We start from the raw sequence: 14,079 nt of genomic DNA, 5'->3' as shown, positions 1-14,079 counted from the left end.
CTGCCAGCGCCTTTATCAAGCCCATTACCCTACGATGACGCACGATTCCCGCGATGAAGCCGCCGCTGAAGGCGCTCAAGACGCATCTCCCGCCGACGACACCAATCCGCTGCGCCACCGCCGCATCCGCAGTTTCGTGACGCGCGCCGGCCGCGTCTCGACGGGCCAGCGCCGCGCGCTCGACGAGTTCGGCCCGCGTTTCGTCATCCCTTATGCGGCCGCGACGTTCGACTGGGACGCCGTCTTTGGCCGGCGCGCGCCGCGCGTGCTGGAAATCGGTTTCGGCATGGGCGCGACGACGGCGGAAATCGCGGCCACGCGTGCCGGCGACGACTTTCTCGGCGTCGAAGTGCACGAGCCGGGCGTCGGCGCGCTCCTGAAGCTGATCGGCGAGGAAGGGCTCACGAATATCCGCATCGTCCAGCATGACGCCGTGGAAGTGCTCGAACACATGATCGCGCCGGAGAGCCTCGACGGCGTGCACATCTACTTCCCCGATCCGTGGCACAAGGCGCGCCATCACAAGCGCCGGCTGATCCAGCCGAAGTTCGTCGCGCAGCTCGTTTCGCGTCTGAAGCCGGGCGGGTATATCCATCTTGCGACTGATTGGCAGAACTATGCCGAGCAGATGCTGGAAGTGTTGTCGGCGGAAACGGCGCTTGAAAATACCGCGGATGGGTATGCGCCTCGCCCCGACTATCGTCCCGTGACGAAATTCGAGCGGCGCGGCATCAAGCTCGGGCACGGTGTGTGGGATCTGGTATGCAAACGGCGGTGAGCGGCGCAGGCAGATGCGAAAACGCCACGGCATGCCGTGGCGTTTTTTTGTTTCGGGCAAAGAACCTCACTCCGCCCAACTCAACCCGCCGCTATACCCCACAATCAGAATCAACAGCCCAAACCCGATCCGATACCACGCAAACGCGGTGAAATCGTGCGTCGCGACGTAGCGCAGCAACCAGCGCACGCAGACGAACGCACTGACGAACGCCGCAACGAGTCCGACAGCGAACAACCCCAAATCATTCACCGACAGCGTTCGCCAATATTTCGCCAACTCATAAAGCGTCGCGCCGAAGATAATCGGAATCGCAAGAAAGAAGGAAAACTCCGTCGCCACACGCCGTTCGAGGCCGAACAGCATGCCGCCGATGATCGTCGCGCCTGAGCGCGACGTCCCCGGGATCAGCGCGAAACACTGCGCGAGCCCGACCTTGAGGGCGTCGGCGTAGGAAAGATCGTCGACGGAGGTCACGGTCGGCGCGACGCCCCGATCACGCTGACGCGCCTCGGCCCACAAGATCACGATGCCGCCGACGATCAGTGCCACCGACACCGGCACCGGCGAAAACAACACCGACTTGATCGCCTTTTCGAAAAGCAGGCCGAGCACGATGGCTGGAATCGTCGCGATGATGACGTTCACGGCGAAGCGCCGCGCGCCGGGCCGCGTCGGCAATCCGCCGATTACGGTGCCGATCTTGCGACGATACTCCCAGCAAATGGCGAGAATTGCGCCGAACTGGATCACGACGTCAAATACTTTCGACTGTGCATTGGTGTAGTTCAGCAAGCTGCCGGCGACGATCAGATGCCCTGTGCTCGATACCGGCAGAAATTCGGTCAAGCCCTCCACGACGCCCAGAATCAGCGCCTTGCACATCAGAATCCAGTCCATCCGTCTGCCCTTCCGCTTTTATTGGTCGCTCATCACGGAATGCGGGCGCAGGTTTCAGCTTACTTCTCGAGAATCTGCACACGTATACCGTTTGTAAGGACCGTGATTGTACCGGGTTCATAATTCACCCCGGCGAACTGCAGTTGTTCGGGCTTGAACGTGTAGATCGGGTAACGGTCGAGCAGTTGCGTCGCGATGAGCGCGCCCGCTGCGTTGATCTGCTGGTTGTACTGCGCGGCTTGTCCCGTGACCTGCGTGTCGTCGACGGTCGGAGACATCAGGATCACTGAATGGCTCGCGGCGTCGTAGGCGAGCTGGCTCGACAACGTGAATACGCCGTTCACGGGATTCGGCATGAACGGCGTCGAAAGACGCGCGTCGAGCCGCACGGTCACGCGATTGCGATCCGGCGCGAGGCCGACAACCGGATTGCTCAGCACGACGTCGAAAATCTGCGACGCCGTGCGTTGCAGCGGGAACTTGCGCGCGACCGCTTCCTGCACCTGCTGCTGCGTGAACGTGTAGTGATCGGGGATGAACGGAAAAATCGACGCCGGGTGGACGAGCGTCGCCCAGCCGAGCGTGACGGCGCTCGCAAGCGCCACGAACAGCAACCGGCGCCGCGTCGGCGCGACGGTTTGAGTCATGCGAAATCCTCCAGAAACGATGATCTTGAGCAATGAAACGCGCACCGCGTCTTGGACCGCGCCCGCTCAATCCGGTTGCGTTTCGACTTCGAGTTGCGCGAGCCAGGCGAGCGCGTAGGCGCGTGCGTCGCGAGGATCGGGCGCGTCGCCGCACATCTGCGATGAGGGCTTGAGACCCGCGCAGCACGCCGGCCTGCGCGGATCGCCGAAAATCATACAGCGCAGGTCATGGCCGAGCTGGACGCAGCGCACGCCGGCCGGCTTGCCGCCGGGCATGCCCGGAATCGGGCTGGAAATGGAAGGCGCGACGCAGCACGCGCCGCAGCCTTCGCGGCAGGCGTGGGGTGCTCGGGTGGCGGGTTCAGGCATGACGGTTCCGAAGACGATGCGGCAACCGCGCATTGTCCCACGGCGCCGCTGCGGCGATATCACGCAACGACGCGCGCCGCTGTCTCGATAAACTCGACGGATCCGTCCAAGGCCCCGCGATGACTTACGCCAACACCCCTCACGCCGACACCCTCTTCCGCCCCGATCTCCTCGATAAATACAGCGCGAATGGTCCGCGCTACACGTCTTACCCGACCGCCGTCCAGTTCACCGAATCGTTCGATCCGGCCCACTACCGGCGCGCGGCGGCGCAAGGCTCGGGCGACCTGTCGCTCTATTTCCACATCCCGTTTTGCGACACGGTCTGCTTTTACTGCGGCTGCAACAAGGTCGCGACGAAGAACCGCGCGCACGCGCGCCCGTATCTCGACCGGTTGAAGCGCGAACTCGCGCTGCAGGCCGAGCTTTTCGATGCGACGCGCCCCGTCTCGCAACTGCACTGGGGCGGCGGCACGCCGACGTTTCTGTCGCACGGCGAGATGACCGAGCTGATGGAAGCGACCCGCGAGCACTTCAACCTGCTGCCCGACGACGCAGCCGAATACTCGATCGAAATCGATCCGCGCGAGGCATCGCCGCGCACGATCCGCCTTCTGCGCGACATCGGCTTCAACCGGCTCTCGCTCGGCGTGCAGGATTTCGATCCGCGCGTCCAGCATGCGATCAACCGCATCCAGCCGCGCGAGATGACCGAGACCGTGCTCGCCGCGGCGCGCGACGCGGGCTTCAAGTCGGTGAGTGTCGACCTGATCTACGGCCTGCCGCATCAAAGCGTCGAGAGCTTCAGCCGCACGCTCGACGCGATCGTCGAACTCGCGCCCGACCGGCTTTCGGTGTTCGGCTACGCGCACATGCCGTCCCTTTTCAAGATGCAGCGGCAGATGGACGAAGGTGCGCTGCCCTCGCCCGCCGCGCGGCTCGCGATCCTCGAACGCGTGATCCGGACCCTGACGGACGCGGGCTACGTCTACATCGGCATGGACCATTTCGCGCTGCCTGGCGACGAACTCGCGCTGGCGCAAAAGGCCGGCACGCTGCATCGCAATTTTCAGGGCTACAGCACGCGCGCGGATTGCGACCTGATCGGCTTCGGGGTGTCGTCGATCGGCAAGGTCGGCGACGTGTACGCGCAGAACGCGCGCGATCTCCCGGCCTACGCCGAGGCAATCGACAGCGGGCGGCTCGCGATCGCGCGCGGCGTGCGCCTCTCGGCCGACGACCTTCTGCGCCGCGACATCATCGCGCAGGTGATGTGCCGGTCCGAGCTGCGCTTCGATGCGCTCGAAGCCGAGCACGGCATCGACTTCGCGAGCGCCTTCGCCGACGAACTGGCGCGGCTCGCGCCGATGGCGCGCGACGGCCTCGTCGCCATCGACGCCGACGCGATCCGCGTGCTGCCCGCCGGACGCATGCTGGTGCGCAACGTCGCGATGCTGTTCGACCGCTACCTCGGGCAGTCGACACTCGAACGCTTCTCGCGGACTATCTGAGCGGGCGCGGAGTCGATCGCGGGCGCATGCAGTATTTATTACTGCGGTGGCATAGAATGACAGCCACTCCGGGCGAGCGGTCGTGTCGCCCGCATCGCAAGCCGCCGGTCGGCGCGTGCAGCCCGCGCCGAGCGCTCACCACTCCGACACCATGCCGACCACTTCCGTCCAGTTTCCCCCGCTCGCCCAGCTGGCCGCCGATTTGCGCACCCAGCGCACGACGAGCCGCGCGCTCGTCGAACGCGCGCTGGAGCGTATCGAAGACACGTCCGGCCAGGGTTCTACCGTCTTCCTGCAGGTCGATGCCGACGCCGCCCGCGCCGCCGCCGACGCCCACGACGCGCTGCGCCGCGCCGGCACCGTGCTTTCGCCGCTCGCGGGCATTCCGGTTTCGGTGAAGGATCTCTTCGACGTCGAAGGCCAGGTGACGCGCGCCGGCTCGCGCGTGCTCGCCGACGCGCCGCCCGCGAAGGCCGACGCGCTCACGGTCGCCCGCCTGCGCCGCGCCGGCGCGGTGATCGTCGGGCGCACGAACATGAGCGAATTCGCGTTCTCCGGGCTCGGCCTCAACCCGCACTACGGCACGCCGCGCTCGCCCTGGCACGCCGATGTGAAAGGCGACGAACGCATCGCGGGCGGATCGTCATCGGGCGCGGCGGCATCGGTCGCCGACGGCATGGCGGCGATTGCGCTCGGCACCGACACCGGCGGCTCGATCCGCATTCCGTCGGCGCTCTGTGGCCTGACCGGCTTCAAGCCGACCGCGAGCCGCATCCCGACGCAAGGCGGCGTGCCGCTTTCCAGCACGCTCGATTCGTTCGGGCCGATCGGCACGTCGGTGGCGTGCTGCGCGCTCGTCGACCGGATTCTCGCCGGCCGCGAACCCGAAGTGCCCGCGACGCGCCCGCTCGACGGCGTGCGCCTCGGCGTGCTGACGAATTACGTGACGGACGGCGTCGACGAAACGGTCGCGAGCGCGGTTTCGACCGCGATCAATCATCTGTCGGCGGCGGGCGCGCTCGTCGAGGACGTGCGCTTCGCGCCGCTCGACCGCCTGCCCGAGATCAACCGCTTCGGCTTTGCGCCGATCGAGGCGTACGCCTGGCACCGGCCGCTCCTCGCCGATCACGCCGCCGCTTACGATCCGCGCGTGCTCGTGCGCATCCTGAAGGGGCAGCCCGCGAGCGCCGCCGACTACATCGACCTCCTGCACGCGCGCGCCGCGATGATCGAGGCGGCGCGCACGACGCTCTGGCAGCGTTTCGATGCGATTCTCTGCCCGACTGTGCCGGTGGTGCCGCCGCGCATCGCCGATCTGGAACACGACGACGACGCGTTCGGCAAGACCAACGCACTCATCCTGCGCAATCCGGGCGCGTTCAATTTCCTCGACACCTGCGGGCTTTCACTGCCGTGCCATCCGCGCGGCGAGGCGCCGGTCGGCCTGATGCTCTCGGGCGCGCCGATGAACGACGACGCGCTGCTGTCGATCGGGCGCGCCGTCGAAGCGGTGCTCGCCCCGACCCGCTGAATTTTCGGGATGAGGATCGCGCTAGAATCCTCATCATCCGCGCGCACTCTGTAGTGCTTTATCCTCGAATCGTTGCAATACATGAACAACTCTCTACACCATTTCACGATGCATGAAGAAGACCGCGTCCTGCGTCGCGAACGCCGGCTTCTGGTGCTGCTCGGTTTCGTCTGCCTCGCGCTCGTCGGCGGGGCGCTGTACCTGCAGTTCTATCACGGCGAAGACCCCTGCCCGCTCTGCATCATCCAGCGCTATTTCTTCGTGCTGATCGCCGTGTTCGCGTTTCTCGGCGCGGGATTGAACGGCTGGCGCGGCGTCGCGCTGCTGGAATCGCTCGTCGCGCTTTCCGCGCTCGGCGGCATCGTGACGGCTGCCCGGCACGTCTACGTGCAGGCGCGGCCCGGGTTCAGCTGCGGGTTCGACGCGCTGCAGCCGGTCGTCGACAGCCTGCCGCCCGCGCGCTGGCTGCCGCAGGTGTTCAAGGTGGCGGGGCTGTGCGAAACGCCTTATCCGCCCATTTTGGGACTGTCGCTGCCGCAATGGTCGCTCGTGGCGTTCGCGGTCATTTTTCTCGCCGTCGTGGCGAGCCTGCGGAGCAAGCGCAGGCTGCGGACGTCGACGATGTGATGTCCGGGCCGCCCGCGCGGCGGCCTGCTTCACGCCCGCATGCGCGCTTTTCGCGCGCAGCGGCGCACTCGCACCGGCAGTCAATCCGGGGTGCACGGCCGATCGCCGACGCTCTCCGCCCTTGCCGGGCGTCTTTTCGTTCCGCCCCTTTCCCCTATCAGCGCATCCGCATAATCTTGATATGCGAGCCGCAATATTTTTGGGATATTGCGGTGTTACCTTCGGGGTTGGATGGCGATCTACGTGCGCTCAGTCCGGATCGCGCGCGCGAACCCGGAATGCGTAACGCGCGCCTGATCCGCAATGTCCTGGATTCCCTGATGACAACGCAAACCATCCGATTTCTGCAGCATGGCGTCGTCCGCGAGGTCGGCGATGCGCCCGTCACGCGCACGGTGCTTCAGCATCTGCGCGAGACCCAGCAGTGCACCGGTACGAAGGAAGGCTGCGCCGAAGGCGATTGCGGCGCGTGCACGGTCGTCGTCGGCGAACTCGATTCGCGCGGCCAGCTCGCGCTAAAGGCGGTCAACGCGTGCATCCAGTTTCTGCCGACGCTCGACGGCCGCGCGCTCTTCACCGTCGAAGACCTGCGCGCCGCCGATGGCGCGCTGCATCCCGTGCAACAGGCGATGGTCGATTGTCACGGCTCGCAGTGCGGCTTCTGCACGCCGGGCTTCGTGATGTCGATGTGGGCGCTCTACGAGAACCAGCCAGCCGCCGCCGGCCTGCCGACGCGCGATGAGATCAACACGGCGCTGTCCGGCAATCTCTGCCGCTGCACGGGCTACCGGCCGATCGTCGATGCCGCGCAAAAAATGTTCGACTATCCGCGCGCGGCGTTCGACCGCGAAGCGCTGAAAGCGTCGCTGCAAGGCATCCGCCGCACCGAAGGTTTTGACTACGGCGCGTTGGGCGCCACATTCCACGCCCCGGCGACGCTCGCCGAATTCGCCCGCCTGCGCGCGGCGCATCCGAACGCGCGCATTCTCGCGGGCAGCACGGACCTCGGGCTGTGGGTCACGAAGCAGTTCCGCGATCTTGGCGACATGCTCTTCATCGGCAACGTCGACGAGCTGAAGACGATCGCGCGCGATGCGCAGTATCTGACGATCGGCGCGGCGGCATCGCTCGAAGACGCTTACGCCGCGCTCGCCGCCGACTACCCGGAACTCAGCGAACTCTGGACGCGCTTCGCCTCGCTGCCGATCCGCAATGCGGGCACGCTCGGCGGCAATGTCGCGAACGGCTCGCCGATCGGCGATTCGATGCCCGCGCTGATCGCACTCGACGCGCAAATCGTCCTGCAACACGCCGATAAAACCCGCACGCTGCCGCTCGATGCGTTCTATCTCGGGTACCAGAAGACCGCGCTCGCCGCCGGCGAATTCGTCGCGGCGATCCGCGTGCCGCGGCCGTCGGCGGATCTGCGTTTTCGCACTTACAAAGTCTCGAAGCGCTACGACCAGGACATTTCGGCCGTCTGCGCCGCGTTCGCCGTCAGGCTCGCGGGCTCGCGCGTGACGGGCGCGCGCATTGCGTTCGGCGGCATGGCGGCGACGCCCAAACGCGCGCCCGCCGCCGAAGCCGCGCTGATCGGCCGCGAATGGGCCGAAGAACCCGTGCGCGAAGCGATGGCCGCGCTCGACGCCGACTTCCAGCCGCTCACCGACATGCGCGCGTCGAGCGCGTATCGCAGCAAGGTGGCGCGCAACGTGCTCTGGCGCTTTTATCTGGAAACGCGCGGCGACGCCCCGCTCGCCCTCTTCGACGTGAACGCGTTCGCGTTCGAAGCACGGGAGAACGGCGCATTGAAGGAGTTGCCATGAACAAGCTGAACGAGCCGCCCGCAGCCGGCACGCTTGCGGCGCCGGCGATTGGCGTCGGTCTGCCGCACGAATCCGCGACGCTGCACGTGAGCGGCGAAGCAACCTACATCGACGACATTCCCGAAGTGCGCGGCACGCTGCACGCGGCGCTCGGGCTGTCGCGGCACGCGCATGCGCGCATCGTCGCGCTCGATCTCGACGCGGTGCGACAGGCGCCGGGCGTCGTCGCGGTGCTGACGGCGGCCGACATTCCCGGCGAGAACAATTGCGGCCCGGTGCTGCACGACGACCCGATCCTGGCCGCGGGCGAGGTGCTCTATCTCGGCCAGCCGGTGTTCGCGGTGATCGCCGAAACGCACGATCTCGCGCGGCGCGCGGCGGCGCTCGCAAAGAGCGAGGACGTCGTGCGCTACGAACTGCTCGACGCCGTGCTCACGCCGCGCGAGGCGAAGGAAAAGAAGCAGTTCGTGCTGCCGCCGCTGCATCTGCGGCGCGGCGATCCCGACGCGAAGATCGCGGCGGCCAGGCACCGCATCGCGGGCGAGTTCGAAGTCGGCGGGCAGGAGCAGTTCTATCTCGAAGGCCAGGTCGCGTATGCGATTCCGAAGGAACTCGACGGCATGCTCGTCCACAGTTCGACGCAGCATCCAAGCGAGATGCAGCAAGTGGTCGCGCATATGCTCGGCTGGCCGGCGCACAGCGTGCAATGCGAATGCCGGCGCATGGGCGGCGGCTTCGGCGGCAAGGAATCGCAGTCGGCGGTGTTCGCGTGCGTCGCGGCGCTCGCGGCGCACAAGCTGCATCGGGCGGTGAAGCTGCGCGCCGATCGCGACGACGACTTCATGATCACCGGCAAGCGCCACGACGCGGTCTACACCTACGAAGCCGGCTTCGACGACGAAGGCCGCCTCGCGGGCGCGCGCGTCGAGATCGCACTGCGCGCCGGCTATTCGGCGGACTTGTCGGGCGCGGTGGCGACGCGCGCCGTGTGTCACTTCGACAACGCGTACTTTCTCGGCGACGTCGACATCGTCGCGATGGCGTGCCGCACGAACACGCAGTCGAACACGGCGTTTCGCGGCTTCGGCGGACCGCAGGGCGCGCTCGTGATGGAAGTGCTGCTCGACGAAATCGCGCATCGGCTACAGCGCGATCCGCTCGAGGTGCGGCGCGCGAACTTCTACGGCATCGGCGAGCGCGACACGACGCCCTACGGCCAGACAGTCGCGGACAACGTGATCGCGCCGCTCACCGACGAGCTGATCGCATCGAGCAGCTATTCCGAACGGCGCGCCGCGATCGATGCATTCAACGCGACGAGCCCGGTGCTTAAGCGCGGCATCGCGTTCACGCCGGTCAAGTTCGGCATCTCGTTCAACGTGCCGTTTCTGAACCAGGCCGGCGCGCTCGTGCACGTCTACAAGGACGGCTCGGTGCTCGTGAATCACGGCGGCACCGAAATGGGCCAGGGCCTCAACACGAAGGTCGCGCAGGTCGTGGCGAACGCGCTCGGCGTCGCGCTCTCGCACGTGCGCGTGAGCGCGACCGATACGTCGAAGATCGCGAACACCTCCGCGACGGCGGCATCCACGGGCAGCGATCTGAACGGAAAGGCCGCCGAAGCCGCCGCGCTGACGATCCGCGCGCGCCTCGCCGAGCTCGCCGCGAAACAGCTCGGCGGACGCGCGGAAGACGTGCGCTTTCACGACGGTGTCGTCGATTCGAACGGCGGCGAGATGCCCTTCAGCCAGTTGGTCGCAGCCGCGTATCTCGCGCGCGTGCAGCTCTGGTCCGACGGCTTCTACGCAACGCCCAAGGTTCACTGGGACGCGAAGACGCTGCAAGGCCATCCGTTCTACTACTTCGCGTATGGCGCGGCGGTGTCGGAAGTGGTCGTCGATACGCTCACGGGCGAATGGAAACTCGTGCGCGCCGATCTGCTGCACGACGCCGGGCAGTCGATCAATCCGGCGATCGATATCGGTCAGATCGAAGGCGGCTTCATTCAGGGCATGGGCTGGCTCACGACCGAAGAACTCTGGTGGAACCGCGACGGCCGTCTGATGACGCACGCGCCTTCCACTTACAAGATCCCCGCTGTCAGCGACACGCCCGCGGCGTTCAACGTCGCGCTCTATCGCAACAACAACGCCGAGCCGACCGTGTTCCGCTCGAAGGCGGTCGGCGAGCCGCCGCTGTTGCTGTCGTTTTCGGTGCTGCTCGCGATCCGCGCGGCGATCGCGTCGGTGGCGCCCGGCTCAGCCGATGCCCCGAAGCTGCGCGCGCCCGCGACGCCCGAAGCGATCCTCGATGCGATCGACGATTGCCGCGCGCGTTCGACCGAAGCACCCGCTGCGCACGCCGCGCAGGCGGCGCCGGTAAACTAACGCCTTTCGGCCATTTCCAGGAGCCCGATCGATGCAAGCATGGCTGCACGACCTGCAACAACTGCTCGCGCACGGCGACGCGCTCGTGCTCGTGACGGTCGCGCGTGTCGAAGGCTCCGCGCCGCGCGAACCCGGCACGAAGATGATCGTCACGCGCGAGGACGCGCGCTACACGATCGGCGGCGGCCATCTCGAATGGAAAGCGATCGAGACCGCGCGGCAAGTGCTGAAGGACGGCATGCGCAGCCCGCGCATGCGCCGGCTCGAACGCTTCGCGCTCGGACCGAGCCTCGGCCAGTGCTGCGGCGGCGCCGTCGTGCTCGCGTTCGAGCGGCTCGACGTCTCCGATCTCGGCTGGGTCACGTCGCTCGCGAAGCGCACGGCGCAGGGTCTGTCGACCGTGCGCAGCGTGTCGTTCAGCGCCGCGCCCGACGCCGTGATGATCTCAGACCCCGAGCCGGGCGTCGCGGGCGCGGATTGTCTCTTGTGGGACGGCGCCGGCTTCGACGACAGCGGCGCGCTCCTCACCGAGACCATCGCGCCGCGCGAATTCCAAGTCGTGCTGTTCGGCGCGGGTCATGTCGGCGTGGCGCTCACGCGCGTGCTCGCGACGCTGCCGTGCCACGTGACCTGGGTCGACGAGCGCGACGCCGCGTTTCCCGCGCCGCAGTTCGTGCCGGACAACGTAACGATCGAGCCGAACGACGCGCCCGATTCCGCGGTCGACGCCGCGCCGCCGAACACGTACTTCATCGTGATGACGCACAACCATCCGCTCGATCTGCTGCTTGCCGAACGCATCCTGCAACGCGGCGACTTCGCGTTCTTCGGCATGATCGGCTCGCATACGAAGCGCAAGCAGTTCGAGCACCGGCTCGCGTCGCGCGGGATCGATCCGGTGCGCATCGCGCGCATGGTGTGCCCGATCGGCGTGTCCGGCATCGTCGACAAGGCGCCGGAAGTGATCGCCGTTGCAGCGGCAGCCCAACTGCTGCAGGCGGTCGAAGCGCATACCCACGCGTCATCGCAGCAGATGGCGTAACCCCCTTTTAGCCTCACTCCAAAGCCCAAGAAAACAAGCATGAACCCCACACTCGCCGACAAGATCGCACGCGCGCCCAAGGCCGAACTGCACATCCACATCGAAGGCTCGCTCGAGCCCGAGCTGATCTTCCAGCTCGCGCAGAGAAACGGCGTGAAGCTCGCCTACGACTCGATCGATGCGCTGCGCGCGGCCTACGCGTTCACCGACCTGCAATCGTTCCTCGACATCTACTACGCGGGCGCGAGCGTGTTGCTGCACGAGCAGGACTTCTACGACATGACGATGGCCTACGTCGAGCGCGCGCTCGCCGATCACGTCACGCACGCCGAAATCTTCTTCGATCCGCAGACGCACACCGAACGTGGCGTGCCGATCGAAACGGTGGTCGCGGGCATCGAACGCGCGCTTGCCGATGGCGAGAAGCGCGGCATGACGAGCAAGCTGATTCTCTGCTTCCTGCGCCATCTTTCCGAAGAAGACGCGCTCGCCACGTTCGACTCCGCGTTGCCGCTTTTCGATCAATACAAGCATCGCCTGATCGGCGTCGGGCTCGATTCGTCGGAGCAAGGCCATCCGCCTTCGAAGTTCGAGCGCGTGTTCGCGAAGGCGCGCGAGAAGGGTCTGAAACTCGTCGCGCACGCGGGCGAGGAAGGGCCGCCCGCTTATGTCTACGAAGCGCTCGACCTGCTGAAGGTGGATCGCGTCGATCACGGCGTGCGCAGCATCGAAGACCCGGCGCTGGTCGCGCGTCTCGCCGATGCGCGCATCGCGCTGACGGTGTGCCCGCTTTCGAACCTGAAGCTCTGCGTCTTCGACGACATGACGAAGCACACGCTGAAGGACCTGCTCGATCGCGGCGTCGCGGTGATGGTGAATTCCGACGATCCCGCGTATTTCGGCGGCTATGTGAACGCCAACTACTTCGCGATCGTCGATGCGCTGAAGCTCTCGGACGACGAGGTCTACACGCTCCTCAAGAACAGCCTCGAAGCGTCCTTCGTGACGCCGCAAGAACGCGACGCGATGGTCGCCAAACTCGACGCACACTGGCAAGCCGCCGCATAAGAAAATGAAGATGGAAACCACAGCACCAATCGAACGCGACACCACCACGCTCGAACGCTTCTTCGGCATTCGCACGGCGGGCTCGCGTGTGAAGACCGAAGTCGTCGCGGGCATCACGACCTTTCTCACGGCGATGTACATCATCGTCGTCAATCCGGGCATTCTTTCGCAGGCGGGCGTGCCCTTTCCCGCCGCGCTCACGGCGACCGTCATCATCAGCTTTCTCGGCAGCTGCGCGATGGGTCTCTATGCGCGCAATCCGGTGCTCGTCGCGCCCGGCATGGGGATGAACGCGCTTTTCGCGTTCGTGATGGTCCACGGCGGCAAGATGCCCTGGCAGACCGCGCTCGGCTGCGTGTTCTGGTCCGGCGTGATCTTCGCCGTGCTCGCGGCGTTCAACGCGCGCAAGCTCGTCGTCGATGCGATTCCCGCGAACCTGCGCCACGCGGTGTCGTGCGGTATCGGCCTCTTCATCAGCCTGATCGGGCTCGTGAACGCGAAGTTCGTCGTCGGCGATCCGGTCACCATCGTGCATTCGGCGACACTCAATCCGGTGGTCGTCACGTTCCTGATTGGTCTTGCCGTGACGACGATTCTCGTCGCGCGGCGCGTGACCGGCGCGCTGATGCTCGGCATCGTGTTCACGACCCTCATCGCGATTCCGATCGGCCGCTTCTGGGGCGACGGCACCGCGTACTGGCCCGCCGCCATCGCGACGAAGACGCTCGTCAACTGGAACGGCCTCTTCTCCGCGCCGGACTTCTCGGGCATCGGCCAGCTCGATCTGGTCGGCTCGCTGAAGGTGATCTACTGGCCGTTCATCTTCGTGATGCTGTTCACGTCGTTCTTCGATGCGCTCTCCACTTTCATGGCGATCTCCGAAGCCGGCAAGCTCTACGACAAGGACGGCAACCCGCGCAACATCCGCCAGTCGATGATGGTCGATGCGTTCTCCGCGCTCGTGTCCGCGCCGCTCGGCACGAGTCCGGCGAACGCGTATATCGAATCGGCGGCGGGCATTTCGGCGGGCGGGCGCACGGGGCTCGTTGCGGTCGTCGCGGGCCTGTGCTTCCTGCCGTTCCTGTTTCTCTCGCCGCTGCTCTCGCTCGTGCCCGCCATCGCGACGGCGCCCGCGCTCGTCTTGGTCGGCGTGTTCATGATGGAGTCGATCACGCAGATCGAATGGCACCGCTTCGACGAAGCGATCCCCGCGTTCCTCGCGATGATCCTGATCCCGCTGACCTATTCGATCACCGACGGCATCGCGTATGGCTTTCTCGCGTTCGTCGTGATCAAGGCGTTCACCGGTCAGATGAAGGCCATCAAGCCGGCGATGTGGGTCGTCGCCGCGCTCTCGCTCTTGCTTCTGACCCAGCTTTAAACCACGACTACA

General features: G+C 66.2%; 12 protein-coding genes. 9 read left to right on the top strand and 3 right to left on the bottom strand.

The window, feature by feature from the left end:
• The first annotated feature begins 34 nt into the window (after positions 1–34).
• On the top strand, positions 35–778 hold the full coding sequence (gene trmB, locus QCE48_RS03820) for a tRNA (guanosine(46)-N7)-methyltransferase TrmB (RefSeq protein ID WP_309786012.1): 744 nt from the start codon (positions 35–37) through the stop codon (positions 776–778).
• Positions 779–844: 66 nt separating this feature from the next.
• Here the strand turns inward: trmB and QCE48_RS03815 are convergent, their stop codons facing one another.
• From QCE48_RS03815 to QCE48_RS03805, 3 genes are all read right to left on the bottom strand, one after another.
• On the bottom strand, positions 845–1,678 hold the full coding sequence (locus QCE48_RS03815) for an undecaprenyl-diphosphate phosphatase (RefSeq protein ID WP_309786014.1): 834 nt from the start codon (positions 1,676–1,678) through the stop codon (positions 845–847).
• Positions 1,679–1,737: 59 nt separating this feature from the next.
• Positions 1,738–2,325, bottom strand: a complete 588-nt coding sequence (locus tag QCE48_RS03810) for a DUF1439 domain-containing protein (protein WP_309786016.1) — start codon at positions 2,323–2,325, stop codon at positions 1,738–1,740.
• Between the two features lie 66 nt (positions 2,326–2,391).
• Entirely contained in the window at positions 2,392–2,694 is a 303-nt protein-coding gene (locus QCE48_RS03805) for a YkgJ family cysteine cluster protein (RefSeq protein WP_309786017.1), read from the bottom strand.
• Between the two features lie 119 nt (positions 2,695–2,813).
• Between QCE48_RS03805 and hemN the strand changes: the two genes are divergently transcribed.
• The 8 genes from hemN (at position 2,814) to QCE48_RS03765 (ending at position 14,067) form a co-directional block, all read left to right on the top strand.
• The gene (gene hemN / locus QCE48_RS03800; RefSeq protein WP_309786019.1) at positions 2,814–4,205 is read left to right on the top strand and encodes an oxygen-independent coproporphyrinogen III oxidase; all 1,392 of its coding nucleotides are present in this window, start codon (positions 2,814–2,816) and stop codon (positions 4,203–4,205) included.
• Between the two features lie 151 nt (positions 4,206–4,356).
• On the top strand, positions 4,357–5,736 hold the full coding sequence (locus QCE48_RS03795) for an amidase (protein ID WP_309786020.1): 1,380 nt from the start codon (positions 4,357–4,359) through the stop codon (positions 5,734–5,736).
• Positions 5,737–5,844: 108 nt separating this feature from the next.
• Positions 5,845–6,363: a disulfide bond formation protein B gene (locus QCE48_RS03790; protein WP_309788276.1), complete on the top strand. Its 519-nt coding sequence runs from the start codon at positions 5,845–5,847 to the stop codon at positions 6,361–6,363.
• A gap of 320 nt (positions 6,364–6,683) precedes the next feature.
• The gene (xdhA, locus tag QCE48_RS03785; RefSeq protein ID WP_309786022.1) at positions 6,684–8,189 is read left to right on the top strand and encodes a xanthine dehydrogenase small subunit; all 1,506 of its coding nucleotides are present in this window, start codon (positions 6,684–6,686) and stop codon (positions 8,187–8,189) included.
• Positions 8,186–10,576 (top strand): xanthine dehydrogenase molybdopterin binding subunit, encoded by a 2,391-nt coding sequence (xdhB, locus tag QCE48_RS03780; RefSeq protein ID WP_309786023.1) that lies wholly within the window; start codon positions 8,186–8,188, stop codon positions 10,574–10,576. Before xdhA ends, xdhB begins: the two co-directional genes overlap by 4 nt.
• A gap of 31 nt (positions 10,577–10,607) precedes the next feature.
• Positions 10,608–11,618: a xanthine dehydrogenase accessory protein XdhC gene (xdhC, locus tag QCE48_RS03775; protein ID WP_309786025.1), complete on the top strand. Its 1,011-nt coding sequence runs from the start codon at positions 10,608–10,610 to the stop codon at positions 11,616–11,618.
• A 39-nt stretch (positions 11,619–11,657) separates the two neighbouring features.
• Positions 11,658–12,686, top strand: coding sequence for an adenosine deaminase (locus tag QCE48_RS03770; protein WP_309786027.1), 1,029 nt, complete (start codon positions 11,658–11,660; stop codon positions 12,684–12,686).
• A 10-nt stretch (positions 12,687–12,696) separates the two neighbouring features.
• Complete coding sequence (locus QCE48_RS03765) at positions 12,697–14,067, top strand: NCS2 family permease (RefSeq protein WP_309786029.1); 1,371 nt, start codon at positions 12,697–12,699, stop codon at positions 14,065–14,067.
• Positions 14,068–14,079: the final 12 nt, after the last annotated feature.

It is taken from the genome of Caballeronia sp. LZ024, from assembly GCF_031451455.1.
In the GTDB taxonomy this organism is placed as follows: Bacteria; Pseudomonadota; Gammaproteobacteria; order Burkholderiales; family Burkholderiaceae; genus Caballeronia; species Caballeronia telluris.
Note: the sequence above shows the minus strand (reverse complement) of the source record. Positions and strands in the feature narration are given on the sequence as shown.

Coding starts and splice junctions, on each gene's coding strand:
- trmB (WP_309786012.1), top strand. CDS start 35: ATGACGCACGATTCCCGCGATGAAGCCGCCGCTGAAGGCGCTCAAGAC.
- xdhB (WP_309786023.1), top strand. CDS start 8,186: ATGAACAAGCTGAACGAGCCGCCCGCAGCCGGCACGCTTGCGGCGCCG.
- QCE48_RS03765 (WP_309786029.1), top strand. CDS start 12,697: ATGGAAACCACAGCACCAATCGAACGCGACACCACCACGCTCGAACGC.
- QCE48_RS03790 (WP_309788276.1), top strand. CDS start 5,845: ATGCATGAAGAAGACCGCGTCCTGCGTCGCGAACGCCGGCTTCTGGTG.
- hemN (WP_309786019.1), top strand. CDS start 2,814: ATGACTTACGCCAACACCCCTCACGCCGACACCCTCTTCCGCCCCGAT.
- QCE48_RS03770 (WP_309786027.1), top strand. CDS start 11,658: ATGAACCCCACACTCGCCGACAAGATCGCACGCGCGCCCAAGGCCGAA.
- QCE48_RS03795 (WP_309786020.1), top strand. CDS start 4,357: ATGCCGACCACTTCCGTCCAGTTTCCCCCGCTCGCCCAGCTGGCCGCC.
- xdhA (WP_309786022.1), top strand. CDS start 6,684: ATGACAACGCAAACCATCCGATTTCTGCAGCATGGCGTCGTCCGCGAG.
- xdhC (WP_309786025.1), top strand. CDS start 10,608: ATGCAAGCATGGCTGCACGACCTGCAACAACTGCTCGCGCACGGCGAC.
- QCE48_RS03815 (WP_309786014.1), bottom strand. CDS start 1,678: ATGGACTGGATTCTGATGTGCAAGGCGCTGATTCTGGGCGTCGTGGAG.
- QCE48_RS03810 (WP_309786016.1), bottom strand. CDS start 2,325: ATGACTCAAACCGTCGCGCCGACGCGGCGCCGGTTGCTGTTCGTGGCG.
- QCE48_RS03805 (WP_309786017.1), bottom strand. CDS start 2,694: ATGCCTGAACCCGCCACCCGAGCACCCCACGCCTGCCGCGAAGGCTGC.